Here is a 25745-nt window from a genome sequence, read left to right on the forward strand (position 1 = left end):
GCACCGGGATCACGAGACGCGTGAGGCGACACTTTACACTCTGTTTGCGCGCGGAGGATAAGTTCAAGTCATGACCGATAGCGCCTTTGCCACCGATGCCTTCATCCAAGCCCAGATCGCCGCCTGGATGCGCGAACTCGGCTCCGTCAAACGGCTCGCCCCCAAGACCCTAGAAGCCTATGGCCGCGATGTCGGGCAGTTCATGAGTTTTTTGTCTGGGCATATGGGCGGCGCTATCACCTTGCAATCGCTCAAGGAATTAAGAGCTGCCGATATCCGTTCCTTCATGGCGCAGCGCCGGGAGGAGAGCCTGGGCTCGCGGTCTCTCGCGCGGGTGCTGTCGTCGCTCAAGAACTTTTTTGGCTTTCTCGAACGGGAAAATATTCTGGCGACGGAGGCGTTCAACGCCATCCGGACCCCAAAAATTCCAAAGTCCTTGCCCAAGGCGCTGACAGTGGTTGAAGCCAAGCAAACCATTACCCGCGTTGACGAAATGGAAGAGGAGCCCTGGATCGCGGCGCGCGACATGGCGGTGATTTCGCTCTGCTACGGTGCGGGACTACGTATCGCCGAGGCGCTGGCGCTGACCAAGGGCGATCTCGAGGCCGAAGTGCTGCGCGTGACGGGCAAGGGCGGCAAGATCCGCATGGTGCCTTTGATCGCTCCGGTGCGGCAGTCAATCGAGACCTATTTGACGCTAAGTCCTTATAAACTCTGGGATGATGACCCGCTGTTCCGTGGCAAGAAAGGTGGGGTTTTGTCACCCAGAATCATCCAGTTGCGCATGCAGCAACTGCGCTCGGCGCTCGGCCTGCCGCCTTCGGCGACCCCACATGCGCTGCGGCATTCCTTTGCGACGCACCTCCTTGGAAAAGGCGGGGATTTGCGGGCGATCCAGGAGCTTTTGGGCCATGCCAGCCTCTCGACGACGCAGATTTATACCGCCGTCGACACCGAGCGCTTGATGGAAAGCTATGCCAAGGCCCACCCGCGCGGCTAGTGCAGCAGGCCTCTTTCGGCTGTGGTTTGGGTAACATCACGTTATCTTTGACAGCCGCCAATGGCAGGATTATGAGACGGACATGACGTCACATCAGCCGATCTTTTTCGCGAACCTTCTTATTCTTGGCTCCATCTGGGCCAGGACCGAAGGCTGACGTTCAGCATTTGGTTTCAACCGGCCCGCCCCGAGCGGTGATCCGGTGGATACGAGGGGCGGCACTTAAGAAAGCCCCTTCGGATGACGAGCATCCCATCTTCCAGCGACACGCCCCAACCGGGGATAGATCTGTTCGGCTATGGCCTCGCCTTTGCCGGCGCAGCGCTATTTTCGACCAAGGGCGTCTTCATCAAGCTCGCCTTTGCCCAGGGCGCATCGGTCGAGACCACCTTGGCGCTGCGGATGCTGACGGCCCTCCCCGTCTATCTTGTTATTCTCATGGTGCTGCTCCGCCGCAATCCGCAGCTCAAGAGTTTGCTGACGCCAGGACGGACGGCGGGCGCCATGGGTGTCGGGGCGCTCGGCTATTATCTCTCGAGCTATCTCGATTTTGCCGGGCTTGCTTTCGTCTCCGCGCAATATGAGCGGCTGGTGCTCTTCACCTATCCGTTCTTTGTGCTGCTTTTCGGCGTCTGGTTCTTTGGCGATCGGATGAACTGGACGCTCGTGCCGGCCATGCTCGTCAGCTATGGCGGCCTCCTGGTGATCTTTGCCTGGAACCTTGCAGTGCAGCCCGATGGGCTTTTCATCGGCACCATGCTGGTCTTGGGTTCGGCGCTGACCTTTGCCTTCTATCAACACCTCGCCAAGCGGCAGATGCTTGTGCTGGGCACGGGGCTCTTTACCTGCATCGGCATGTCGACGGCGGCCGTGCTCGCCATCACTCAAAGCGCCGTGGTCGACGGAATTGGCAACTATTTCAGCATCACCCCAACCCTTTGGGCGCTCGGCCTGACGCTGGGGATTTTCGGCACCGTCCTCCCCTCGTTTCTTCTCAATGGCGGCATTGCGCGGATCGGGGCGCGGGCGACATCGTCCACCGCATCCTTCGGTCCAATCGTTACTATTGTTCTCGCTGTCTTTGTGCTTGGCGAGCCCTTTACCTGGGTGCATGCGATCGGGACGGCGCTCGTGCTTTTGGGCTCATGGCTCTTCGCGCGGACAGACAGAAAGAGCCGCGCATCAGGCAATTAGCGCATTTGTACTTCTGGCCGCCGTAAAGAGGCTATAATCTGTTCTCACAACCGTGATGCAAAATTGGAAGGGACAACCGATGCGCACTTTTCTTCACGTCACGGCAGGAACCTTGCTTGGCCTGATGCTGACCACGGGACTGACTGTGCCGAGCCTGGCACAGCCAACCGCGAAACCAGCAGCGGCCGATATCGACTTTGGCAATGATTCCTCCGATTGGGCGAAAGACGGAGAGTGCGACGATCCGCGCTTTACCGGCGAAGGCATGGCCGACCAACTGGTCGATGAAGACATCCTCAAGGATGCGACCGACTGCAAGGCCGCCTTCGATGCGGGCAAGATCACCCTCAAGGACGATACGGCGACGGCGCCACCGACCGTTGTGGATATCAATCCACCCGTGGCGCCGAAGGCCAGCGACATCGACTTTGGCGATGATTCCTCTGAATGGGCCAAGGACGGTGAATGCGACGATCCCCGCTTTACCGGCACCGGCTCGGCTCAGGAGCTGGTCGATGCCGATCTCCGCAAGGACGCGACGGACTGTAAGGCAGCTTTTGAAGCCGGCACGGTCACTCTGGTCGAAGGGGGCGAAATCCCACCTGCTGTGAATGTTGCCGATATCGATTTTGGCGATGATTCCTCGGAATGGGCCAAAGACGGCGAATGCGACGATCCGCGCTTTACTGGCACGGGTTCGGCTCAGGAGCTCGTTGACGCAGACATCAAGAAAGACGCCACCGACTGCAAGGCGGCTTTTGTCGCCGGCACTGTGACCCTTAAGGACACCGGCACCAACCCGGCCGATATCGCTATCGCGACCCCGATCAATGCGATCAACTTTGGCGACGATTCCTCAGAATGGGCCAAGGATGGCGAGTGCGACGATCCACGCTTCACCGGCACCGGTTCGGCGAAAGAACTGGTCGATGCCGACCTGATGAAGGATGCCACCGATTGCCGCTCTGCCTACGAGGCCGGCACCGTGACGCTCAAGGACACGAGTGGCGCTGCCGCAACGACGCCGGTCGGCGAGATCGACTTTGGCGATGATTCCTCGGAGTGGGCCAAGGACGGCGAATGCGACGATCCGCGCTTCATCGGCACGGGCGTTGCGAGCACCACGCTTGCCGAAGACATCAAGAAGGACGCAACCGACTGCAAGGCGGCCGTCGAGGCGGGCACTGCGACCTTCCAGGGCGAACAGGCCGCCGCCGCCTTTGATTTCGGGTCGGATTTTTCCAAATGGGCCAATGATGGCGAATGCGACGACCTGCGCTTTGAAGGTCCGGGCACCAACAAGAAGCTGCTCACCGAAGACCTGATGGGCGACGCCACCGACTGCAAGGCGCTGCTCGACGAAGGTCGCGTTTCGATCCGCCAGGTCTATGCGCCCGAATATGCAGCCGGCGCGCCTTATGACAGCTCGGACATCGACTTTGGCGACAACTCCTCCTCCTACGCCAATGACGGCGAATGCGACGATCCGCGCTTCCAGGGCCCCGGCGCCGCCACGACACTTCTTGACAGCGACCGCATGTCCGACGCCGACGACTGCAAGACGGCGTTCGAGGCCGGAACGGTGGTTCTGATCGACGGCGAAAGCTGAGGAATTTTTGGATTTGAACGTGAGGCGGCGGGGCTTTGGCTCCGCCGTTTTTGTTTGGGACGCATGCTCCGGTGCGTGAGGCTCCACCCCCTCCCAGCCTCCCCCATCTAGGGGGAGGTGCAGGGACGGTGGATATGGTGAGATAGTGCAACACACTCGATCGGCACCTCCCCCTTGATGGGGGAGGCTGGGAGGGGGTGATCTTGGAGCAATCAGTGGCAAGGAACTCGCTGCCGCGAAAACTGCGGCAACAGCCGACACCGGCAGAAATCCGCTTCTGGCGGCTGATCCACCCTATTCGGCAGCAGGGCTGGCACTTTCGCAAACAGGCGCCGATTGGGCGCTATGTCGTGGACTTCGTTTGCCACGCAGGAAAGCTGATCGTCGAGATCGATGGTGACAGCCACTTTATGCCTGAAGGCATTGCGCGGGATGCGGCAAGGACGGCGTTTTTGGAGGGTGAGGGATATCGAGTGCTTCGGTTCACCAATTTGGAGGTGATGGAGGAGGACGAGGGCGTTCATCTGGAGGTTTTGGGGGCGTTACAGGCAGCCGGAGTCACCCCCTCCCGGCCTCCCCCATCTAGGGGGAGGTGAAGGGATGGTGGTTGTGAATAGGTGGTGCCACACACTCGATCGGCACCTCCCCCTTTATGGGGAAGGTTGGGAGGGGGTGCTGCTCCCAAACAAAAAGGCCCGCAGCAGCACCGCGAGCCTAAAAATCCAAAAACCCAAAACTACGCAGCCTTGCGTTCGACCATCATCTTCTTGATCTGCGCGATGGCCTTGGCGGGGTTGAGGCCCTTGGGGCAGACTTTGGTGCAGTTCATGATGGTGTGGCAGCGATAGAGCTTGAAGGGGTCTTCGAGGTTGTCGAGGCGCTCGGTGGTGGTTTCGTCGCGCGAGTCGATCAGCCAGCGATAGGCCTGGAGAAGCGCGGCGGGGCCGAGGTATTTTTCGCCATTCCACCAATAGCTCGGGCACGAGGTCGAGCAGCAGGCGCAGAGAATGCACTCGTAGAGACCGTCGAGCTTGGAGCGGTCTTCGACCGACTGCGTCCATTCCTTTTGCGGGGTGGGCGAGGTGGTTTTCAACCACGGTTCGATGGCGCGGTGCTGAGCGTAGAAGGTCGTCAGATCGGGGACGAGGTCCTTGACGACCGGCATATGCGGCAGCGGGTAGATCTTTACCGGGCCCGAGGAGTCGTCCATGCCCTTGGTACAGGCGAGGGTATTGAGCCCGTTGATGTTCATCGAGCACGAACCGCAAATGCCTTCGCGGCAGGAGCGGCGCAGCGTCAGGGTCGGGTCGACCTTGTTTTTCACGTAGAGCAGCGCATCGAGGATCATCGGGCCACAATCGTTGAGATCAACGAAATAGGTATCGATGCGCGGGTTCTCGTTCTTGTCGGGATCGTAGCGATAGATGTGGAACTCGCGGAGGCGCGTGGCGCCTTCGGGCTTGGGCCAGGTTTTACCCTTTTGCGGCTGATCGGCCTTGCGCAAAGTCAGTTCGGCCATTCTTTTGTTCCTTCAGAGGCGGACGCGTGGGTCGTCCGAAAGGCGTTCAGTTCAGTGTCGTGAGAGCTTTGAGCTAAAGCCCCAATCATCAGTAGTTCGGCTTACAAACCTGGTTCGATTTGGCGACATAGGTGTTGTAGGCGTCGTAATCGGCGGCTTTGGGCGAGCCGCCCTTCATCGAAGAAATGACGACGGCCATGAAGCGCTCGTCGATCAGGGTCATCGCTGCATCGGCCTTGCAGCCACAAAGCGTCGCGTCCTGGGCAATGCCCATGCAGACCTTATAAAATTCTTCCTTTTGCGCGGCCGTTGGCGCAGCAGCAAAGCTTGGCGCGGCGCTGGCGAGAAGCAAAGGGAGGGCAAGGAGCAGTTTATGCATGGGTCTGATCCCGGGAAGCGGGGTTGGTCCGTGGCGCCGGCGCAGCTTTGGAAACTACAGGCTTTTGCGCCGCGGCCTTGCTATCGCGATGGGCGAAGGCGGCGGCCCAGATGCCCTGCTCTTTCTCGTCAAAACCTGCGCAATTGCGGCACATGGTTTGGGTCCTTAGTAAACGCGCGCCTTGGGGGCGATCTTCTTGAGATCGATTCCACCCTGATCGTAGGGGGTCAGGGGCTCGGTGATCACCGGGCGATAGGACAACGCTACAGCGCCCGTGGCGATATCGACTGTGGCCAGCGTATGCTTGCGCCATTCGACGTCGTCGCGATTGGGAAAATCCTCGTGGGCGTGAGCGCCGCGCGATTCGTGGCGGGCTTCAGCCGAGACGACCGTCGCCATGGCGCAGGCCATGAGGTTTTCAAGTTCGAGCGTTTCGACGAGATCGGAATTCCAGATCAGCGAGCGATCGGTGACCTTCACATCGGGGAGGCGCGAATAGATCTCGCTCATGGCTTTGACGCCATTCTTGAGCGAGGCGTCGGTGCGGAAGACGGCCGCATCGAGTTGCATGGTGCGCTGCATCTCATCGCGCAACTTGGCCGTCGGCTGGCTGCCATTGGCGTTGCGGAGGCGATCGAAGCGGGCGAGGATTTTGGCGTCTTCCGCAGCATTGATGCCGGGGATCGGCGCCGACTTATCCATCACCTTGCCAGCGCGGATGGCGGCGGCGCGGCCAAAAACCACGAGATCGGTGAGGGAATTCGAGCCCAGGCGATTGGCGCCATGCACCGAGGCGCAGGCGGCTTCGCCCACAGCCATCAGGCCCGGCACGATGCGGCCTGGATCGTCAGCCGTAGGGTTGAGGACTTCGCCGTGATAGTTCGCGGGGATGCCGCCCATATTGTAATGGACGGTCGGCAGCACCGGGATCGGCTCGCGGGTGAGGTCGACACCGGCAAAAATCTTGGCCGATTCGGTAATGCCCGGCAGGCGCTCGTGCAGCACTTTGGGATCGAGATGATCGAGGTGCAGGTAGATGTGGTCCTTGTTGGGGCCGACGCCGCGGCCTTCGCGGATTTCGAGCGTCATGCAGCGCGAAACGACGTCGCGCGAGGCGAGGTCCTTGGCGTTGGGGGCATAGCGCTCCATGAAGCGCTCGCCTTCGGAATTGGTGAGATAGCCGCCTTCACCGCGGGCGCCCTCGGTGATGAGAACGCCGGCACCATAAATGCCGGTCGGGTGGAACTGCACGAATTCCATATCCTGGAGCGGCAGGCCGGCGCGGGCGACCATGCCATTGCCGTCGCCGGTGCAGGTATGGGCTGAAGTCGCGGAGAAATAGGAGCGGCCATAGCCGCCGGTTGCCAAGACAACCATCTTGGCGCGGAAGCGGTGGAGCGTGCCGTCGTCAAGCTTCCAGGCGATGACGCCCTGGCACTCACCGTTTTCGCCCATGATCAGATCGAGCGCAAAGTACTCGATGAAGAACTGCGCGTCGTTCTTGACCGACTGGCCATAGAGCGTGTGCAAAATGGCGTGGCCAGTGCGGTCGGCGGCGGCGCAGGTGCGCTGCACCGGGGGGCCATCGCCGAATTCGGTCATGTGGCCGCCGAAGGGGCGCTGATAGATGCGGCCATCCTGCGTGCGGCTGAAGGGCACGCCATAGTGCTCGAGCTCATAAATGGCGGCGGGCGCTTCGCGCGCCAGATATTCCATGGCGTCGTTGTCGCCGAGCCAGTCCGAACCTTTTACGGTATCGTACATGTGCCACTGCCAGGAATCGGGCCCCATGTTCTGGAGCGAAGCGGCAATGCCGCCCTGGGCGGCGACGGTGTGCGAGCGGGTCGGGAAAACCTTGGTGATGCAGGCGGTATTAAAACCCTGCTCAGCCATGCCGAGAGTTGCGCGGAGACCGGCGCCGCCAGCGCCAACCACCACCACGTCGAATTCGTGGTCGATCAGTTCGTAATTGGCCATTGTGATCAACCCCAGAAGACGAGTTTGGCAATGGCGCCGATGGCGGCCACCGCAACGAGAAGACAAAAGAGCGTATTGAGCAGCATGGCGAGGCTGAACATGCGGCCATGGACATAGTCTTCAAGCGTGTCGCGCATGCCATTGCGCATATGGACGGCAACGATCGCGATCAGGGCGGCAAAGGGCAGGCCGATCAGCGGATTACCGATGACGCCGACCATATCCGCACGATCCTGGCCGCCAAGACGCACGATGATGAACAGCAGAAAGCCCAAAAAAACGATGTTGATCAGGCCGGTGATGCGCTGCGTCATGAAGTGACGCGTTGCGGCCTTGGCATCGCCATAGTGGGTCTTGGGATTGGCGACCATGTCGCGGGTGATGGTTTCACGCATGTGTCAGGCTGCCCACACAAAGACGGTCCAGATAAGAAGGGTGATGATCACCGAAGCGACGAGCGTGGCCCAGGCCATGGTCTCGCGCTGGCCCGGCTCCATCATCGCGGCAAAGTCCCAGACCCAATGGCGGAGGCCACCGCACATGTGGTGGACGAGGCTCCAGGTAAAGCCAAAGAGCACGATCTGCCCGAACCAAGAGGCAAAGACCACGTTGACGAGATCCAGCGCATCCTGATCGAGCGCCGCTGCGACAAGCCAGATCGCGACCAGCGTCATGCCGGCATAGTTGGCAATGCCGGTAGCGCGGTGAAGGATCGACATGGCCATGGTGATGGTCCAGCGATAAATCTGCAGATGCGGCGATGTGGGGCGGGCTCTGACCGACATGGGATATCCGGGGCCTGGGGGACTCAATGTGGTCCAGTTTGGAATAGTTCGAGATTACTAGCCGCCATTCCTTACCAAATCAAAGCTCTTTCCGGCCTTCCATCTCCGCCTTTTGGCGAATACCGCACTTTGTTCGCAGAGCGAACGTCATGTTCGCGGGACGCGCGTATTTTTGGGCTTTTAAGATTTGTGCGTGGGGTGGACGGGGTGATTGTCACCAACAGCTGGATGCGCCAAGGAGGCGAGAACCATTGAGTCGTGACCGTGCCGCTGCTGCTTCTCGTCAATCAATTCATATTCATGCTCGGCTTTTACATGGTCGTGCCGTTCCTCGCCGTGTTCATGCGCGAGGACCTGGCGCTGCAAAGCGCGGCGATCGGGCTGGTGCTGGGGATGCGCACCTTTGCCCAGCAGGGATTGTTTTTGGTCGGCGGGGCGTTTGCCGACAAACTGGGGCCGAGAAAGCTGATCCTTCTCGGTTGTGCCACGCGGATTGTCGGGTTCGGCATTTTAGCGTTCAGTTTTGATTTCACGACTGTGCTGATCGGCGCCTGTTTGACGGGCTTTGCGGGAGCGCTGTTTTCGCCGGCGATCTCGTCGCTCGCGGCGAAGGTCGGTGACGACAAAGAGGGGCGGGCGCGGTTTTTTGCCAAGCTCGCCGTCTGGGGGGAACTGGGCGCAGTCGCAGGACCATTTGCAGGAGCGCTCCTGCTCGGGATTGGCTTTAAGGCCATGGCCCTTGGCGGCGCTGGCGTCTTTGCCGTGGCCTATCTCATCCTGCACATCCGCTTGCCGCGTGAGGTGCAGGCGCCGCGGCGGGCGGAGGATGGCCCCTGGTGGCACGTGTTCCGCGATCGGCTCTTTGTGCTCTTTACCTTCGCCCATAGCGGGTTTCTGTTGAGCTACAATCAACTCTACTTTGCGCTCCCCGTCGAAATCACCCGATCGGGCGGCAGCGAAACCGAAATGGCGCCGCTCTTCATGCTTGCGTCGCTGATGATCGTGACTCTGCAATTGCCAGTGACGCGAATAGCCCAGCGCCTGCCCTGGGGTTTTAGTCTCTCCGCAGGTTTTCTCTTGATGGCTCTGGCCTTCGGAACGGTTGCTGCCTTTGCAAGTCACGCGCCCATGGGAGGGCTGTTGAAACTGGCGCCCGCTACGCTGATGGTGATCTTGCTGATTTTTGGGCAGATGATCGTCAAACCCATTGCCATGGATATCGTGGCGCGGATGGCGGGGACGCGGCCGACGGGCGTTTATTATGGCGCGCTGGCATCGGCGGGCGGCCTGACAGTACTTTTGGGCAATGTGCTGATCGGGCCGCTGCTCGATGGTGCGCTAAAACCGGGCAGTGCGGCGCCCTTGCCTTGGCTGATCCTTGCCGTGGTGCCGGCCATTTGCGCACTGGCGATTATTCCGATTGCCCAGGCCGTTACGAAGCGCGCCGGCGCTTGACACCACGAAGCCAATGGGATTGAGAAACTTGACACCTGATATCAGGATTGGATGGACCATGGTTTCTCGCCGCCTTGTCACGCTGCTGAGCGTGCCTCTTCTTCTCGCGCTCGCAATGTCGGCCTTGGCGCGCGACATCACGCACGCCATGGGCGTTACCGATGTGCCCGAAAAGCCGCTGCGCATCGTGGCGCTGACCAATGAGGCGACCGAGGATCTCTTGGCGCTTGGCATCGTGCCGGTGGGTGCCGTGCGGTCGGCCAATGCCGATCCCTGGTTCGACCACGTCTCTGAAATGCTCAAGGGTGTCACGGTCGTTGGCGAGGAACTGGCGCCGAACCTCGAGGTCATTCTCTCGCTCGAGCCTGATCTGATTCTGGGCAACAAGAAGCGCCACGAAGATATCTACGAGCAGCTTTCGGCCATTGCCCCAACCGTGTTTGTCGAGAACATCACCGGCCAGTGGCGGCAGAACCTTGCCTTTTACGCGGACGCCGTGAACCAGACGGAAAAGGGCGCGGAAGTTCTCAAATATTACGAAGATCGCGTGGCGCGTATCAAGGCGGCGCTTGGTGATCAGGTCAATGAAAAGGTCGGGCTGGTGCGCTTCATCGCGGGCCAGAACTACGCCTATAACAATGACAGTTTTTCAGGCTCTATCCTGCGCGACATCGGCTTTGGCCGCCCCGCGGCGCAGGACAAGGCCGGCTTGGCCGAAAAGATCACGCTCGAGCGTATTCCCGAACTCGATGGCGATCGCCTGCTGCACTTCAGCTACGAAACCGGCGACGGTGGCGCGACCAAGGAAGCCGAAACCTGGATGGCCTCGCCGCTCTGGCAGAATCTCGAAGTCGCCAAGGCGGGCCATGTCTATGCCGTATCCGACACAGTCTGGGCGACGGCCGGTGGGGTGATGGCCGCGCATCTCGCGCTCGACGATATCGAAAAAATCTACGGGCTTGCCTCGTCGCGCTGAGCCGCGACTATCCGATCATCTGCAAGAGGTGCCCGCCCAATTGGCGGGCACTGCCCACGACGATATCGCCCTGAAAGACGAGGCTGACGGCAAGGCCCCAAAGACCCAAGGCGATGAGGATGGTCAGGAGCCATCCCTTGGCACGATTCGACATGAGCCCATGATAGGCGGTCCGCGGAACCGGTATAGGGATTGCACGCAAGTGTGAGCTAAACCGGTCGCGCGGTAACCACACCCAGCAAAGTGTAATGCGGGCAGCGCGGCCTTTGCGTAAGCTTATAAAAACGGCCAATGAAGACCATGCTTACCAAGCTCAAGACTGCAATTTTCGTGGTGTTGATGTCAGCGCTTTTGCTGGTCTGGAGCGTCATGCTGCCGACCACTGGTCTATTATATCTCTTGGGGTATCTGCACTAGCTTTGGTGACGCGCCCGGGTCAGGCGAGAATGGCCATGGCTAGAAACTGCAAACCTGCCCCAAGGACGAGAACCAACATCCAGGCCTCGACGGCCAGCCCAGTGATGACGGTTAACCTTCCGAAATCCACCGCTTTATCCTCCCCCTCGCAGGTTTTTCTGCTTTTGGGAAAAATGAGAATACACGCGATTCGTTTCCGATGCTCTAAGACTTTTTAGTGACAGACGCTGGGGATACGCCGCCAGAGAAGCCATATTCTGGCGTTTGATAAAAAGATCTGAGCAAATAGAATTGCTTACCGATCTGATAATGAAAATGGCCATGACTGAAAAAATTCTGCTGCGCGACACCCAAATTCTCTCGGAAGACTGGGGAACGCTCTCGCGCGTGACGCTCGACTACCAGCGCGACGACGGCACGGTGCAGCGCCTGAGCCGCGAAGTCTATGACCATGGGAATGCCGCAGCCATTCTGCTCTATAATCCAGAGAGCCGATCGGTGCTGCTGGTGCGCCAGTTTCGCTATCCCGTCATGGCCAATGGCGACCCGGCCTTTTTGCTCGAAGTCTGCGCCGGCCTATTGGATGGCGATGACCCGAAAACCTGCGCCGAGCGCGAGGCGCTCGAGGAGACCGGTCATGCGCCGAGCGACGTGGTCCATGTCTGCGACGCCTATATGTCGCCGGGCTCGGTGACGGAAAAGGTGAGCCTGTTTCTCGGACACTATGGGGCCGAGACCTATCGCTCTGCCGGCGGCGGGCTCGTCGATGAAGGCGAGGAGATCGAAGTCGTCGAACTTGCTTTTGCAGCGGCGTTCAAAATGATCGGCACCGGCGAGATAACCGATGCCAAGACCATCGTGCTGCTCCAGCATCTGGCGCTGAAATTGGCGTCTCAGTAGTCGACCAGTTTCTTATCGGGATCATAGGGCTGGTCGGCGACGACCTTGGTCACCGCCTGGCCGCACCGCATTTTCTTGCTGACGGCGTCAAACCCATAGGTGGGGCTGCCATGCAGTTCCCAGCCTTCGATCAGGGCCTTGGTGACCTTGTGGCAAAAAGCTGAATCGTCTTCGCCGGATAAAAAGCGATAGATGCGCATGCATGCCCCCCTTGCATTGGCGCCTATGCGCCGAGATTGATTCTAACGGCTCTTAGCGCTAATCCAATGCTCATGCACAGCTTTCCAAAAGAACTGCTCAGCGGCCACGCCAATTTTCTGGCCGGACGTTATCTGCGCGAGAAGGAACGCCTTCGCGATCTCGCCTCGGTGGGGCAAAGCCCCACCACCATGATCATTGCCTGCTGCGATAGCCGCGCGGCGCCCGAGATGATCTTCGATTCCGGCCCGGGCGAAATGTTCGTCCTGCGCAATGTCGCAAATCTCGTGCCGACCTATCAGCCCGATGGCGGCCAGCATGGTACATCGGCGGCCATCGAATTTGCGGTCAAGGCGCTCAACATTGCCGATATCGTCGTCATGGGCCATGGCCGCTGCGGCGGCATCAAGGCGGCGCTCGATCCCGATTTCAAATCGCTCGACGATGGCGACTTCATCGGCAAGTGGATGAGCATGCTGGGCGAACTGCCCAACCAGCTCGGACAGAACAGCCTGCTCACCTCGGCCGAACGCCAGACGGCAATGGAGCGGATTTCGATCCGCAACTCGATCCGCAATCTGCGGACGTTTCCCTACGTGGCCGAGCTTGAAGCCGAGGGGAAACTGGCGGTCCACGGCGCCTGGTTCGACATTTCGACGGCCGAACTCTGGATCATGGATCACGACGGCGACTTCATTCGCCCCGCCCTTTGATCTAACTGACAGTGTTGAAAAATTCTGGGGCGCCACGGGGCGCCCTTTGTTTTTGGCGCAATCAAGTTGCCGCGCTCCCGCCATCAAGACGCACTTGCGCCATCCCAATCGTGATCAGTTGTCGCTTGCCACCTGCCTCAAACGACTTGGGATTTGCTTAGTCGACGAGATTGCAAAACCGCTAGCGGCCTTTATGGGCTTGATTTTTATCCGCCCGAAAATGGCCCAGACATTTCTGCGCTCACGCCTTTGTGTGGTCGGCCATGGGACACATTGCCCGGCCATCTTTTGGGAACGGGGCCGCCGGAGAGCGACCCGTCGATGAGGCCACTCGTCGCCTTTCCCAAGACATGGAGCAACCCCATGAAAAAGATCGTCCTTTCGTCCCTCCTCGTTCTCGGCATGACCGGCGCAGCCTTTGCGCAGGGCACGACCGATTTCGCGACCCTCGACGCCGATATGAGCGGGGGGCTGACGCTGAGCGAGGCACAGGTCGGCTGGCCTGATCTGACCGATGAAGATTTTGCCGCTGCCGATACCGACGGTAATGGCGAACTGAGCCCGGAAGAATATGGCGTGCTGACCGGCGCGGCGGCTCCGGCCAACTAAGCTCCGGTTGGGCGATTTCGATCGGGACACTGACCCCCAGGCCCGTTGAAAGCGCTCAGCGTCATTTTCTTCCGCCCGTCGCCTCGCCCTCCCTCGGGGCGGCGGACCCCAGTGGCCGCGGCTACTGACACAACCAAGGATTTCCCCCATGCGTAAACTTGCACTTGGCCTCCTGGCCGCCGGTCTTCTTGCCACGCCCGTTCTGGCTCAGAGCGCGCTGACCTTTGCCGATGTGGATACCGACGGCGATGGTCGCTTGAGCTACGAAGAACTGGTGGTTGTCTGGCCAGACCTGACGCAGGACGATTTTGCGCGGGCCGATATTGAAGGCGCGGGCAGCGTGACACCCGAGCAGCTTGGCGCATTGCAGCCCGCGGCCGTGCCTGCAGCACCGGCGCCTGATGCTGCTGTTCCTGCGCCAGAGGCCGTACCCGCACCGGCGCCCATGGATGCAGCCCCCGCGCCAGCGCCAATGGATGCCGTGCCGGCCCTGCCCGGTGAAGGCACCCTGGTGCCAGAATGAGCGCATAGCGCTTTCGATAGGAAGTTTGGCGGTCGCTCCCTGGAGCGGCCGTTTTGCTTTAGTCGAGCCGTATAGCGGGTTCGAGGGGCTTTGATTTTCGCAAGGTGACGATCAGCCCGATGATCACCAGGACACCGCCGGCGATCTCGATCCCGGTAATGGTTTCGCCAAGGATGAGATAGCCCGACAGAAGCCCGGTGATCGGCACGAGGAGCGTGAACGGCGCGACGGTCGAAGCCGGGTGACGACCCAGCAGCCAGCTCCAGATGCCGCCGCCGAGAAGCGTTGCGGGATAAGCGAGAAAGGCGATGAGCACCGCGTCGGACCAGGAAAAGCCGCTCAGTGCTGCCCAGATGGCGGGGCCACCCTCGACGACATAGGAGAGGGCAAAGAGCGGCAAGGGCGCAGCGAGCGAGCCCCAGACGGTGAAAGCGATAGCATTGACCCGGCCGGCCTTCTTGGTCAGCACGTTGGCGAGGCCCCAAGCCATGGCAGCGAGCAACACCATAACGAGGGGAACAAGGCCCGCGCCTTCGATGCGTTCGGCGCCGATGACAGCGATCCCCAAAAACGCAACGCCCGCCCCGATGATCTGAAAGCGGCTTGGGCGCTCGCCGAGCAGCACGAAGGCCATGGCCATGGTGAAAAAGGCCTGGGTCTGGAGGACGAGCGAGGAGAGCCCCGCCGGCATGCCCCAGGCAATCGAGAGATTGAGGAAGGCATAAAGAGCAAAGCCGAAGCTGAGACCGAAGCCGACGACGAGCCACCACGGCGCCTTTGGCGGCCGCACGAAAAGCAGCGCCGGGAAAGCTGCGGCGCAGAACCGCAGCGCGGCGGCAAGGATCGGCGGCAACGCTTCGACGCTCAATTTGATGACGACGAAATTAAAGCCCCAAATGGCCACGACCAGAAGCGCGAGAAGGATGTGGCGGATGGGCATCAGACGCTCACCCGGCGGCGCATGAGGCGCGGACCGAAGACGTTGATGACGAGGCCGGCAAAGACCAGCGCACTGCCGATGATTTCAAGCTCCGTGATGACCTCGCCGGCGAGCAGCACGGCAAAGCCGATGCCGAAGACGGGAACAAGCAGCGAGAAAGGGGCAATCAACGCGGCCGGATAGCGTTTTAGGAGATAACTCCAGAGCCCGAAGCCGACGAGGGTAGCGGCATAGCCATTGAAGAGGACGATGCCGGCGGTGCTGAGGCTGAAGTTTTGCAGCGCGGCGCCGATCGCGCTAGGGCCTTCGATCAGGACAGAAAGGGCGAGAAGCGGCAGGATGGGAATAAGGCTGCCCCAGACGACGAAGGAGAGCATGTCGATCTGCCCCGCCCGCTTGGACGCGATATTGCCGACGCCCCAGAAGAAGGCTGCGGCGATGACCATAAGCAGGGGAACAAGGCTCGTGACTTCGAACCGTTCGACGGCAATGACGCCGATGCCGATGAGGGCGACCGTGGCGCCGATCACCTGCCAGCGGCCGAGCTTTTCGCCCAGGAACAGCATGGCAAGGCCGAAGGTGAAAAAGGCCTGGGTCTGGATGATGAGCGAGGCCAATCCGGCTGGGAGCCCGAGCTTGATGGCCGAGAACAAGAGACCGAACTGGGCAAAGCCGATGGCGAGGCCATAGGTGAGGAGTGTTCCCAAGCGGACCTGCGGCCGCTTGACGAAGAAGACCATGGGCAGCGCGGCGCAAAGATAGCGCATGGCAGTGAGGAGGAGCGGCGGCACCACTTCGACACCCCACTTGATCATGACGAAGTTCAGCCCCCAGGCCAGAACGACGAGCAAAGCGAGACAGAGGTCGCGGAGCGAAAGCATGGGAAATCCAGGGGCGGGACGGCGCAGATCGGCGCCTTTCCGCAAAACGTGGATTTGTGGCGCGGTTGGGGCTTACACCCTGACGCGCGCCACTAAAAGTCACTTCGGAAAATGTCTGCCCTGCGCCATGCCGGAACCGGACGGCGCAGGGGAAAGATCAGGCTGCGATGGCGCGGGCCTTGAAACCCTTTTCGATGAGGGTTTCGGCGATCTGGATGGCATTGAGCGCCGCGCCCTTGCGGAGGTTGTCGGAGACGACCCACATGGCGAGACCATTTTCGACCGTGACGTCCTCGCGGATGCGGCTGACATAGGTCTCGTAATCGCCTACGGTTTCGACCGGCGTGGCGTAGCCGCCGGGTTCGCGCTTGTCGAGAACGGCAATGCCGGGCGCTTCGCGCAAGAGATCGCGCGCTTCGTCAGCCGAGATGGGCTTGTCGAATTCGAGATTGACAGATTCAGAGTGACCGACAAAGACCGGCACGCGTACGGCGGTGCAGGTGACCTTGATCTTGGGATCGAGGATCTTCTTGGTCTCGGCCAGAACCTTCCATTCTTCCTTGGTGTAGCCGTCTTCCATGAACACATCGATATGGGGGATGACGTTGAAGGCGATTTGCTTGGAGAACTTTTGCGGGGTCGGCGAGTCGTTGACGAAAATGCCCTTGGTCTGGTTCCAGAGCTCGTCGACACCTTCCTTGCCGGCGCCGGAAACCGACTGGTAGGTCGAGACGACGACGCGCTTGATGGTCGCTGCATCGTGGAGTGGCTTCAGCGCCACGACGAGTTGAGCCGTCGAGCAATTGGGATTGGCGATGATGCCGTTGCGCTTTTCGTCCTTGAGCCAGCGATCGAGCACATGGCCGTTCACTTCCGGCACGATCAGCGGCACGTCGGAGTGGTAGCGCCAGTAAGAGGAATTATCGATGACGACGGCACCGGCCGCCGCGATCTTGGGCGCCCAATCCTTGGAGATGGAGCCGCCAGCCGACATGATGGCAAAATCGACGGTCGAGAAATCAAAGTGCTGCAGGTCGCGCGCCTTGAGCACCTTGTCGCCATAGGAAATTTCCCGGCCAATCGAGCGGGAGGACGCGAGGGCAAAGACCTCGTCAGCCGGGAACTTGCGCTCGGCCAGGATATTGAGAACTTCGCGGCCCACATTGCCCGTGGCCCCGACGACAGCGACGCGATAACCCATTTTTGGAACTCCGGTCCCTTAACCTTTTCCGCCCCCGCGCGATGATCTCGATCACCGCGGTCAGTGCTGTGAGCCTCTCCCCGGCGGGAGGGAACCCGGGGAAAAGCGTCAGGCGGTTTTGGTGGTTTTCATCATGGCAGTCAGGCCACCGGCTATGAGCCTTGTGGTCGTCAAAACGGCGATGTGGCCGAAGCTGCGCATGAAAATCAGTGCTCTGATAGGAAAAGCAGGACTTCTCATACTCTCAAATAGGAAAGAGTCAATGAAGATTGGTTGGGAAGGGTCTGCGGGCGTGGCTCCACCCGCTCCCATCCTCCTCCCCTCAAATCGCTCCCCTGGAGCGATTTGCCCTTCGGGACGGCTCGGAGCCCACCAAAGGTGGCGTGTCATGGCAGGCGTGGCAGCATCCCCCTAAAACAGCAGATCGGCACCTCCCCCCTTGTGGGGGAGGCCGGGAGGGGGGTACGGGAGGGAGGAACGCGCGCCAAGGATCAAAAACATGACCGATTTCGACATCATCATTCTCGGTGCAGGCGCGGCGGGGCTTATGGCGGGGATCGAGGCCGGGCGGCGTGGACGGCGAGTGCTGGTGGTCGATCATGCCCGTGATCCCGGTGAAAAAATCCGCATTTCGGGCGGTGGGCGCTGCAATTTTACCAATGTCAACGCGACCCATGTCCTGGGGCGCGAGCGGTTTTTGAGCCAGAACCCACGCTTCGCCCTATCGGCGCTCTCGCGCTACACGCCCGACATGTTCATCGAAAAGGTCAAAAAGCGCGGCATCGCTTTCCACGAGAAGACGCTAGGTCAACTGTTCTGCGATGGACCGGCCACGCAAATCATTGCCATGCTGATCGACGAACTGCGCCAGGCTGGCGCGGCGATCTGGACCGGACGCACCGTGGGCTCGGTCGAAAAAACCGATGCGGGTTTCAAGGTTCTTGTCGGCGATGGCTATGTCACCTCTGAAAGCGTGATCGTGGCGACGGGCGGCAAGTCGATCCCCAAGATGGGGGCGACCGGCTTTGCCTATACGCTCGCAAAGCAATTCGGCCTCAACGTGACCGATACGCGCCCGGCGCTCGTGCCGCTGACCTTTGAGGAAGGCAAGCTCGAAGAGCTGCGTGAACTGGCGGGTATCTCGACCGATGCGATAGTCGGAACGGCCAAGACAAAATTCCGCGAAGCGCTGCTCTTTACCCATCGCGGGCTGTCGGGTCCGGCGATCCTGCAGATCTCGTCCTATTGGCGCGAGGGCGACAGCATCTCCGTCGATCTTCTGCCTGAGCAGGATGCGCTGGCCATGCTGCAGGCGGCGCGCAAGGAACAGCCGCGCAACCACGTCCAGACCGTGCTGGCCGGTCATCTGCCAAAGCGTCTGGCACAACTCATGGGCGAGATGATCAACCAGCCGGGCATGATCGGCGATTTTTCGGACAAGAAGCTGCAGCCGGTGGCCGATCAGGTTTCGCGCTGGACGTTGAAGCCGGTTGGGTCGGAAGGCTATCGCACGGCTGAAGTCACGCTCGGTGGCGTCGATACGACAGGGCTCGATGCCAAGACCATGATGGCGCGGACCGTGCCAGGCCTATACTTCGTGGGCGAAGCAGTCGACGTTACCGGCTGGCTTGGGGGCTATAATTTCCAGTGGGCCTGGGCTTCGGGCTTTGCCGCAGGACAAGCGGCCTAGAACTTGTAGCCGAGGCGCACGCCGAAATTGGAGAGCCCGTCGTTCTGCGAGCAATAGCCGTTATTCGACGTGTGCTCATAGGTGACGGTCGCCGTGGCATTCTCACCGAGGCGGGCGCCGACGCCAAAACGCTCATAGAAATTGAGGAAGCAGCCAAAATTCTTGCGGCCCGGTGCAGCATTTTCCAGCGCGCCATTGTGCACGGCGCCACCAAAGGTGCCTTCGAGATAAAAGGGCGTGTCGAACACCGGCAACTGCCAGGTGAGGCCGGCATGGAGGAGGCTATCCTGACCATCGAGATTGATGGTGGTGCCGACTTCGGGACGCGGCGAGCCGATCCAGCGGAAGGCATCGATATCGGGCGAGGTGAAGAGCACATCGAAGCTGATGTCTTCGACCTGATTGAGGCGCCATTCGTTCACGAGAAACGGCAGGGCGGCATGGTGCACGTCATGCGCATGGATACCGAAACGCAATTCATCGACCACGCCGGCGAGCGGATGGGGATCATAAAGGTTCTGGGACAGGGCCGGGCTGGCAGAAAGAGCCAGCATACCGATCGCACCGAAAAAGATCTTACGCAGCATCACACCGATCTCACTGTTCCCCAAGAAGCACCTCACTAGCCTCAAAAGTCAATTCTGCTCCAGCCCCCAAGTGCGATTGCGGCGCGTGCAGCGGCAAAAGTGACCGGAAAGCCGCGATCGAGGGTTGAATTAGGGCGCCATCATCGTGATCTAACGATGATTGGTTTCAAACCGGATAATGTCATGTCTGCTTCTTTTGCCCTTTCGCTCCAGGATCTCGCCCCCATCGCCCAAGGCAGTTCGACCACCGACGCCATGGCCGAGACGGTGAAGCTGGCGCAGGCGGCAGACGATTATGGCTATCATCGGCTTTGGTATGCCGAACACCATGGCATGCCCTCGATTGCCTCCTCCGTGCCGGAAATCCTGATCGGCAGCGCGGCTGCGGCGACCAAGGGGCTGCGCGTCGGCTCGGGCGGCGTGATGCTGCTCAATCACGCGCCGCTGCGCATTGCCGAAGCCTATCGGACCCTGGAAGCGCTGCACCCCGGCCGCATCGATCTCGGGCTCGGCCGCGCACCGGGTGGCGACGGCTATGCCATGCGGGCGCTGCGCTCAAGCGGCGGCGAGGAATTTTCGCAGTACCTCGCTGAACTCATGGCGTTCGACGAGGACAATTTCCCGCCCGATCATCCCTATTCGCGCGTACCGGTTTCGCCAGGCGGTATTCGCCTGCCGCCAAAGTGGCTGCTGGGTTCGTCCGGTGCCAGCGCGCAAGCGGCTGGCCAGATTGGCTTTGGCTATGCCTTTGCCGCGCATTTTTCGCACACGCCCGCGGCGCCGGCCTTTGCCGCCTATCGCGAGGCCTTCGTGCCGTCTGAAGACTTTGCCGAGCCCAAGACGATTTTGTGCCTTTCGGTGATTGCAGCGCCGACAGAGGAAGAAGCGGCGTTTCTTGCGACCTCGCAGGCGGTCAATTGGGCGCTCTTCGTCACCGGCGAGCAGCGCAACCTGATGCCGCCGGAAGCCGCAACACAGCGGATGAAATCGCTGACCCCGCAACAGCAGCAGGTGATTTCCCATCAGGGCAGTCTCTGGATGGTCGGCAGCGCTGAGCGCATGGCCGAAGAAATCACGGCCAAGGCCGAAGAAGCAGGGGCCGACGAAGTGATGATCACGACGACGATCCACTCCTACGAGTTGCGCCGTCGCTCGTTCGAACTTCTGGGCCAGGCGCTTGGCGTGACGCCGCGGGGCTAAGCGCCCCTTAGGCTGCATACCCAGCTTTACGATGTCTTACGGAAGCTCTGTCAGGCTGAGCCGGTTCAAATTTCCGGAAGCAGTCCTTGAGCGCGGCGAGCATCGTTCTGGCAATCAATCTTTGCGTCGGGGCCATCTTCGTCTCGGCGTTCGGCTTCATTGCCGTTTATCGCCGCTCGGCCGTGGGCGCGCGCTGGCAGGCTCTGGCCTATTCGATGACTTTCGTCATCGGGCTGCTCGAATATTCCATGCCCTACCAGACCAATGCGCAGGCCGCCGCCTACGGCAGTTTTGCCGCATTTCTGACGGCCATGCTGTTTTCCAATATTGGTCTCGCGCGGCACTACGAGGTCAGGGTGCCGTGGCTCTCGCTCGGCCTCTTGTTTGCGCTGGCGCTGGGGGTCAATCTCTTCACGCTCGGCATGCCGCGGGATTCGCTGGCGCGGGGGCTGATCTATCAGGCGCCCTATGCGCTGATGCATGTGATCGGCATTCAGATCATTTTGGCCAACAGATCGCGGCGCATGCTGGACCTGACGCTGGTTTCGCTCTTTGCGCTGAGCGCGCTGACGTTTTTGAGCAAGCCGTTCTTGGCGCTGGCTATCGGCTCGGGAGGGTCGGTTCAGGGCTATCTCTCGAGCAATTATGCCGCCATTTCGCAGGCGAGTGGCGGCGTCTTGATCATCGCCAATGGTCTGCTCATTCTCTTGATCATGACGCGCGACGTCATTGCGGACATGACGACGCTCTCCGAAACTGACCCGCTTTCAGGCCTTCTCAACCGGCGCGGCTTTGACGAACAGGCCGAGCGGGCGCGGCTGATGGCGCAGCGGGCGGGAATGCCTGCCGTCGCGATCACGGCCGATATCGACCATTTCAAGCAGATCAACGACACCTATGGTCACGACCGTGGCGATCAGGTGATCGCAATGTTTGGCGAGCTTTTGAAAGAGAGCTTTGATCAACGCGCCGTCGTGGCGCGGATGGGGGGCGAAGAGTTTGCCGTGCTCCTGCCGGGGGCCGGGCTACCGGTCGCGCGGGGCGCAGCCGAGGCGGCGCGATTGCGGCTACGGGATCTGCCCAAGGAGTTTCGCGGCACCGACAAGCGGATTACCTGCTCATTCGGCATTGCGGTGCTTGATGAGGGCGAAAGCCTCTCGAACTTGCTGCGGCGGGCCGATATGGCGCTTTATGATGCCAAGGCAAAGGGTCGGGACAGGGTGTCTATTGCCCCTGCCCCAAGCTTGGATTCCAATGCGCCTCAGAGCGCCGCGAGCGCAGAAAAACTCAGTTCAGCGCCGCACGCGGAACCAGTTCATACTCGCCGGTCGGGGTAATCTTGAGCGCGAGTTGCTGGCGGTCCAGTTCGGCGAACCAGGCTGTCCAGGAACAAGGGCTCATGCCGTCATCGACGCCGAGGCCCTGGCTGCGCACAAAGCGAAGCAAAAGCTTGGATTTCTCTTCGCCGAAACGGTTTCTGATACGGGCGATTGCTGGAATGCCCTTGCGATCGCTAACCCAGCTTTGAATGTCGCTGTGGCGCGTCAAAGTGTGTGTGTTCGACATGTTTGGCCTCCTCCACGAGGTTTGGGCACATTGGCCCTTAGCTGCGTAACGGACCCGATCCTCCATCGGTTCCGTGAATTGCTTCAATTCTGCTCGACTTGTGTGACGAGCTTTAGCTCCTCCATTTCCTCCGCTGAAAAATAATAGAGCCGGTCTGGCGGCGTATCGAGCGCGTGCAGCCACATGGCGGGGTCGACCCCGCTCTTGATGAGGTGCCGCGTGATCTGCGCCGTCGTCGCCTGCGCATCGGCCATGGCAACACCCGCGACCGCAATAGCATCGGCCGAGCCCTCGCCAAGGCTCGCCGCATAGATCTGGTGAACGCCGATGGCGGCATCGGGACTGGCGATGCGCTCGGCGCCCGAGGCGAAAATAATGGGGCAGGACGAGGCACAAAGATTACCCGCGACAACCTTGGTCGCGAGGGCCTTCTCCTGGATGAGGGCGCCGATCTCCAGCGCGTCCATCACCGAACCTCCGGGCGAATCGAGAACGACAGTCTCAACGTATTCGCCGCGCGCCGCAATCTCGTCGGCAAATCTTTGCGCGGAGCCGGGATCGATGCTGCCGGTCAGCTTGAGCTCGCCACCGGCCGAAAGGGTGATAGCAAGTGGCGCTTCAAGGAGATCGGGCGCTGTAGTGATGGACGGCATCGGCCGGCCGGCCGGGTCACCTTCAGTGGGCTGAGCCGGCGGCAGAATGGGCTCGAGGGTGGGCAGCACAGCCGGCGGTTCACTCAGTGCCAACTCGCGAAAATCGACATAGAGCACGCTTGCCGTTCCGACCAGCAGCGCAAAGAAGGCGACGCGGATGATTGCGCCATCGTCGATGGCAGCGAGCCGGGCGATGATGCCCGGGCTTGCTGATTGTGCGCGGGCATTGGCGTCGGTTTTCATGCCGGGCGCGGCCCATCGGTGCGCTTGCGCTGCGCGGTTTCGATGGGGGTGACGGTGGCATCTTCCACGGGCGCCTCGGCCACGGCAGGGATCGGTTCGGCGGGAGCCGGTTCAACCTCGGGCTCGCGTGTTGGTTGACCCGTCGTCACATCGATCCCAGCCGCCTCCATACGGCGATAAAGCGCCATGGCCCGCAGCATTTCGGCAGCCGTGATGTTTTCGGCTTCTTCGAGCGACGAAGACTCCCGGCGCATGGCGTCGTTGACGATCATGAGGACGAGCACGAGCACGACGGGAAGCAGATCGATGGAAATGGCGCCGGCCCAGGACGGGATAAAATCCTGCCAATAGCGGAGCACGGCTTCGGCGCTGGAGAGGGGCGTATAGCGCCGCTGTTCGACGGGGGGCGTTGCAAGGATTTCGTCGGCCGCGGCGCTGAGCGCGGCGGATTGTGCGGCGACGGAAGCGCGCACCGTCTCCATCACCTGGCCCTGGCGGTTCATCAGATCGGCCGATTGTCCATCGGCGACCGGCGCGATGAAGCCCGCCGAGAGATCATCGGATGCGCGACGGACGGATGCCGCAACGCCGGTTTGTTGGAGGGACGCGATGATGGCCGAGAGCTGCACGGCCTCGCTTTGAAAACTATCGGTGCGCGGCTCGATGGCGCCGGGCGTTGAAACCAATTCGCGCATGGTGGCGAGCCGAGCCGAGCCCTGCTCAAAGAGCGTTGCCACTTCGTCGCGGCTGCCGGTGATGGTGGCCGCAAGCTGGTTCATCTGCGTGCCCATCTGGGTGAGCAATTGCACGACGCTGCCCGAACCGGTGGTACCTGTCAAAGCACCGGATTCGCGTTCATCGGCCGCGAGGCCCGAAAACCGCTCGGCCGCGCGCTGCACGTCGGGAAGAAGGCTTTGCGCTGCGAGCGCATTGGCATGGGCGAGATCGAGGTCTTCGGCATAGCCCTGCAGGGTGACAGCCATATGCTGTTCGGTGGCGGCTGAGCCGGCGAGCGCAGCGGCATTGAGCCACGAACTCATGGCCATGATCATCAGGCAGCCCACGCCCATGGTGAGAAAGAGCCCGACGCGCTGCACTCCCGAGGTCACGAGCGGAATGAACCGCATCATGAAGGTCCAGAAGGCGTAGATGGCGACCGAGACGGCGGCCGAATAGATGATGGCGGCAAAGAAGACGAAGGTGGCGGAACCATCGAGCAGGCCGCGCACGCCGAGATAAGTATAAACACCGGACGCCAGCGCCAGCACGGCGAGGGAAAAGCGCGTCATGGTTTCGACGCCGCGCACCGTCTCGCTGAGCCGGAAGGCATTGGGCTTGAGCTGCATGAATGTCCCCGCTGCTCGGGCCCCACGGGCCCTGTTAGCGCGACGTTAACATGAGCAACCCGGCAAGATGGAGGCACAAAAGCGTGTGCTGGCAACCCGGCGTTTGGAAGGTGGCCCTTGCCCTCGGACCCGCCGCAAGGCTAGGCCTTAGACAGAAGCGAGGAGATGCGACGTGACCAAGAAAGTGCGCTGGGGGATTTTGTCGACCGCCAATATCGGCATGGCCAAGGTGACGCCGGCCATCCAGAAGGCGGACAATTGCGAAGTGGTCGCCATTGCCTCACGCGATCTCAGCAAAGCTCGGGGAGCCGCCGATACGCTCGGAATTGCCAAAGCCTATGGTTCCTATGAGGAACTGTTTGCCGATCCCGAGATCGACGCGATCTATAATCCGCTCCCCAATCACCTCCATATCCCAATGAGTCTTGCCGCGGCGCGCGCCGGCAAGCATGTGCTCTGCGAAAAGCCGATCGCCATAACCGCCAAGGAGGCCGAAGAGCTGCGGCAGGTGCCCGAGGGGCGCCTCGTCATGGAAGCCTTCATGATCCGCTTTCATCCCCAATGGCAGCGGGCGCGCGAAATCATCCGCTCGGGCGAACTCGGCGAAGTCCGCGCCATCAACGCAGTCTTTTCCTATTTTAACAACGATGCGGGCAATGTGCGCAATCAGGCCGATATCGGCGGCGGCGGCATTTTGGACATCGGGTGCTATCCGGTGACATCAGGCCGGTTCTTGTTCGAAGCCGAACCGCAGCGCGTGGTTTCGCTTGTCGAGCGCGACCCCGGTTTCGGTACGGATCGGTTGGCGAGCGCCATTCTCGATTTCGGCCAGGGCAAGCGGCTGACCTTTAACTGCTCCACCCAGCTCGTGCCGCATCAGCGGGTTCTCGTGCAGGGGACCAAGGGCAAGCTTGAAATTCTCATCCCCTACAATGCGCCTGCCGACGAGCGCACGGCCATCACCGTCGATACCGGCTCGCCGCTCGATGGCTCGCTGGCGCGACGCGAAATCCTCCCCGCTTGCGATCAATATACCGAGCAGGCACGGGCCTTTGCCGCGGCAGTGCTCGGCGAAACGCCCCTGCCCTATGGCATCGAGGATGCGATTGCCTCGATGAAGGTGCTCGATGCCATCTTCCGGAGCGAAAAATCGGAGCGCTGGGAAACGGTCTGAACTGTCGTCG

29 protein-coding genes are annotated in these 25745 nt (G+C 60.9%); 15 read left to right on the forward strand and 14 right to left on the reverse strand.

What is annotated here, in order from left to right; all coding sequences use genetic code 11:
• Window positions 1-70: 70 nt before the first annotated feature.
• The 4 genes from ASG47_RS08855 to ASG47_RS08870 all read left to right on the forward strand — a co-directional run bounded on the left by ASG47_RS08855 (window position 71) and on the right by ASG47_RS08870 (window position 4399).
• Window positions 71-1000 (forward strand): tyrosine recombinase XerC, encoded by a 930-nt coding sequence (locus tag ASG47_RS08855; protein ID WP_061908371.1) that lies wholly within the window; start codon window positions 71-73, stop codon window positions 998-1000.
• A 240-nt stretch (window positions 1001-1240) separates the two neighbouring features.
• Complete coding sequence (locus ASG47_RS08860) at window positions 1241-2194, forward strand: DMT family transporter (RefSeq protein ID WP_061908372.1); 954 nt, start codon at window positions 1241-1243, stop codon at window positions 2192-2194.
• Window positions 2195-2273: 79 nt separating this feature from the next.
• Window positions 2274-3803, forward strand: a complete 1530-nt coding sequence (locus ASG47_RS08865) for a hypothetical protein (protein ID WP_061908373.1) — start codon at window positions 2274-2276, stop codon at window positions 3801-3803.
• 203 nt (window positions 3804-4006) lie between these two features.
• Window positions 4007-4399: an endonuclease domain-containing protein gene (locus ASG47_RS08870; RefSeq protein WP_162243237.1), complete on the forward strand. Its 393-nt coding sequence runs from the start codon at window positions 4007-4009 to the stop codon at window positions 4397-4399.
• A gap of 140 nt (window positions 4400-4539) precedes the next feature.
• On the opposite strand, the gene ASG47_RS08875 is transcribed toward ASG47_RS08870, so the two are convergent.
• The 5 genes from ASG47_RS08875 to sdhC all read right to left on the reverse strand — a co-directional run bounded on the left by ASG47_RS08875 (window position 4540) and on the right by sdhC (window position 8463).
• Window positions 4540-5322, reverse strand: coding sequence for a succinate dehydrogenase iron-sulfur subunit (locus tag ASG47_RS08875; protein WP_061908374.1), 783 nt, complete (start codon window positions 5320-5322; stop codon window positions 4540-4542).
• An 88-nt stretch (window positions 5323-5410) separates the two neighbouring features.
• Window positions 5411-5701 (reverse strand): hypothetical protein, encoded by a 291-nt coding sequence (locus ASG47_RS08880; protein ID WP_061908375.1) that lies wholly within the window; start codon window positions 5699-5701, stop codon window positions 5411-5413.
• A gap of 165 nt (window positions 5702-5866) precedes the next feature.
• A complete protein-coding gene (sdhA, locus tag ASG47_RS08885; protein WP_061908376.1) occupies window positions 5867-7678 on the reverse strand; it encodes a succinate dehydrogenase flavoprotein subunit in 1812 nt (603 codons plus the stop codon).
• Window positions 7679-7683: 5 nt separating this feature from the next.
• On the reverse strand, window positions 7684-8073 hold the full coding sequence (sdhD, locus tag ASG47_RS08890) for a succinate dehydrogenase, hydrophobic membrane anchor protein (protein ID WP_061908377.1): 390 nt from the start codon (window positions 8071-8073) through the stop codon (window positions 7684-7686).
• 3 nt (window positions 8074-8076) lie between these two features.
• Window positions 8077-8463 carry a succinate dehydrogenase, cytochrome b556 subunit gene (gene sdhC, locus ASG47_RS08895; protein WP_061908378.1) on the reverse strand — a complete coding sequence of 129 codons (387 nt, stop codon included), beginning with the start codon at window positions 8461-8463 and terminating at the stop codon, window positions 8077-8079.
• A 258-nt stretch (window positions 8464-8721) separates the two neighbouring features.
• Between sdhC and ASG47_RS08900 the strand changes: the two genes are divergently transcribed.
• The gene (locus ASG47_RS08900) at window positions 8722-9918 is read left to right on the forward strand and encodes an MFS transporter (RefSeq protein ID WP_061908379.1); all 1197 of its coding nucleotides are present in this window, start codon (window positions 8722-8724) and stop codon (window positions 9916-9918) included.
• Between the two features lie 58 nt (window positions 9919-9976).
• Window positions 9977-10894, forward strand: a complete 918-nt coding sequence (locus tag ASG47_RS08905) for an ABC transporter substrate-binding protein (protein ID WP_061908380.1) — start codon at window positions 9977-9979, stop codon at window positions 10892-10894.
• Between the two features lie 7 nt (window positions 10895-10901).
• Here ASG47_RS08905 and ASG47_RS20640 read toward each other — a convergent pair whose 3' ends face one another.
• On the reverse strand, window positions 10902-11048 hold the full coding sequence (locus tag ASG47_RS20640; RefSeq protein ID WP_156464040.1) for a hypothetical protein: 147 nt from the start codon (window positions 11046-11048) through the stop codon (window positions 10902-10904).
• A gap of 137 nt (window positions 11049-11185) precedes the next feature.
• On the opposite strand from ASG47_RS20640, the gene ASG47_RS21200 reads away from it, so the two are divergent.
• Window positions 11186-11311 (forward strand): hypothetical protein, encoded by a 126-nt coding sequence (locus ASG47_RS21200; protein WP_274532523.1) that lies wholly within the window; start codon window positions 11186-11188, stop codon window positions 11309-11311.
• A 321-nt stretch (window positions 11312-11632) separates the two neighbouring features.
• Window positions 11633-12211 carry an NUDIX domain-containing protein gene (locus ASG47_RS08910; RefSeq protein ID WP_061908381.1) on the forward strand — a complete coding sequence of 193 codons (579 nt, stop codon included), beginning with the start codon at window positions 11633-11635 and terminating at the stop codon, window positions 12209-12211.
• On the opposite strand, the gene ASG47_RS08915 is transcribed toward ASG47_RS08910, so the two are convergent.
• A complete protein-coding gene (locus tag ASG47_RS08915) occupies window positions 12205-12411 on the reverse strand; it encodes a DUF1737 domain-containing protein (RefSeq protein WP_061908382.1) in 207 nt (68 codons plus the stop codon). The genes ASG47_RS08910 and ASG47_RS08915 overlap by 7 nt on opposite strands.
• A 66-nt stretch (window positions 12412-12477) precedes the next feature.
• Between ASG47_RS08915 and ASG47_RS08920 the strand changes: the two genes are divergently transcribed.
• The 3 genes from ASG47_RS08920 (at window position 12478) to ASG47_RS08930 (ending at window position 14254) form a co-directional block, all read left to right on the forward strand.
• A complete protein-coding gene (locus ASG47_RS08920) occupies window positions 12478-13122 on the forward strand; it encodes a carbonic anhydrase (RefSeq protein ID WP_200940891.1) in 645 nt (214 codons plus the stop codon).
• A 363-nt stretch (window positions 13123-13485) separates the two neighbouring features.
• Window positions 13486-13731 carry a hypothetical protein gene (locus ASG47_RS08925; RefSeq protein ID WP_061908383.1) on the forward strand — a complete coding sequence of 82 codons (246 nt, stop codon included), beginning with the start codon at window positions 13486-13488 and terminating at the stop codon, window positions 13729-13731.
• Window positions 13732-13879: 148 nt separating this feature from the next.
• Window positions 13880-14254, forward strand: coding sequence for a hypothetical protein (locus tag ASG47_RS08930; protein ID WP_061908384.1), 375 nt, complete (start codon window positions 13880-13882; stop codon window positions 14252-14254).
• A 58-nt stretch (window positions 14255-14312) separates the two neighbouring features.
• Here the strand turns inward: ASG47_RS08930 and ASG47_RS08935 are convergent, their stop codons facing one another.
• The 3 genes from ASG47_RS08935 to ASG47_RS08945 form a co-directional block, all read right to left on the reverse strand.
• Window positions 14313-15194: an EamA family transporter gene (locus ASG47_RS08935; protein ID WP_061908385.1), complete on the reverse strand. Its 882-nt coding sequence runs from the start codon at window positions 15192-15194 to the stop codon at window positions 14313-14315.
• Window positions 15194-16075, reverse strand: a complete 882-nt coding sequence (locus ASG47_RS08940) for an EamA family transporter (RefSeq protein ID WP_061908386.1) — start codon at window positions 16073-16075, stop codon at window positions 15194-15196. Before ASG47_RS08940 ends, ASG47_RS08935 begins: the two co-directional genes overlap by 1 nt.
• Before the next feature lie 157 nt (window positions 16076-16232).
• Window positions 16233-17276, reverse strand: coding sequence for an aspartate-semialdehyde dehydrogenase (locus ASG47_RS08945; protein WP_061908387.1), 1044 nt, complete (start codon window positions 17274-17276; stop codon window positions 16233-16235).
• Between the two features lie 499 nt (window positions 17277-17775).
• Between ASG47_RS08945 and ASG47_RS08950 the strand changes: the two genes are divergently transcribed.
• Window positions 17776-18966, forward strand: coding sequence for an NAD(P)/FAD-dependent oxidoreductase (locus tag ASG47_RS08950; protein WP_061908388.1), 1191 nt, complete (start codon window positions 17776-17778; stop codon window positions 18964-18966).
• Here ASG47_RS08950 and ASG47_RS08955 read toward each other — a convergent pair.
• Window positions 18963-19553: an acyloxyacyl hydrolase gene (locus ASG47_RS08955; protein WP_061908389.1), complete on the reverse strand. Its 591-nt coding sequence runs from the start codon at window positions 19551-19553 to the stop codon at window positions 18963-18965. The two genes, ASG47_RS08950 and ASG47_RS08955, sit on opposite strands and share 4 nt — an antisense overlap.
• A gap of 183 nt (window positions 19554-19736) precedes the next feature.
• Between ASG47_RS08955 and ASG47_RS08960 the strand changes: the two genes are divergently transcribed.
• On the forward strand, window positions 19737-20753 hold the full coding sequence (locus ASG47_RS08960; RefSeq protein ID WP_061908868.1) for an LLM class flavin-dependent oxidoreductase: 1017 nt from the start codon (window positions 19737-19739) through the stop codon (window positions 20751-20753).
• An 86-nt stretch (window positions 20754-20839) separates the two neighbouring features.
• On the forward strand, window positions 20840-22090 hold the full coding sequence (locus ASG47_RS08965; protein WP_061908390.1) for a GGDEF domain-containing protein: 1251 nt from the start codon (window positions 20840-20842) through the stop codon (window positions 22088-22090).
• Here ASG47_RS08965 and ASG47_RS08970 read toward each other — a convergent pair.
• The 3 genes from ASG47_RS08970 to ASG47_RS08980 all read right to left on the reverse strand — a co-directional run bounded on the left by ASG47_RS08970 (window position 22041) and on the right by ASG47_RS08980 (window position 24561).
• Complete coding sequence (locus ASG47_RS08970) at window positions 22041-22319, reverse strand: hypothetical protein (protein WP_061908391.1); 279 nt, start codon at window positions 22317-22319, stop codon at window positions 22041-22043. The two genes, ASG47_RS08965 and ASG47_RS08970, sit on opposite strands and share 50 nt — an antisense overlap.
• A gap of 83 nt (window positions 22320-22402) precedes the next feature.
• Window positions 22403-23215 carry an ATP-dependent Clp protease proteolytic subunit gene (locus ASG47_RS08975; RefSeq protein ID WP_156464041.1) on the reverse strand — a complete coding sequence of 271 codons (813 nt, stop codon included), beginning with the start codon at window positions 23213-23215 and terminating at the stop codon, window positions 22403-22405.
• Complete coding sequence (locus ASG47_RS08980) at window positions 23212-24561, reverse strand: hypothetical protein (RefSeq protein WP_061908392.1); 1350 nt, start codon at window positions 24559-24561, stop codon at window positions 23212-23214. The genes ASG47_RS08975 and ASG47_RS08980 overlap by 4 nt, the downstream gene beginning before the upstream one ends.
• Window positions 24562-24733: 172 nt before the next feature.
• Between ASG47_RS08980 and ASG47_RS08985 the strand changes: the two genes are divergently transcribed.
• Window positions 24734-25735 (forward strand): Gfo/Idh/MocA family protein, encoded by a 1002-nt coding sequence (locus tag ASG47_RS08985; protein ID WP_200940893.1) that lies wholly within the window; start codon window positions 24734-24736, stop codon window positions 25733-25735.
• Window positions 25736-25745: the final 10 nt, after the last annotated feature.

It is taken from the genome of Devosia sp. Leaf420, assembly GCF_001425445.1.
GTDB lineage: Bacteria > Pseudomonadota > Alphaproteobacteria > Rhizobiales > Devosiaceae > Devosia.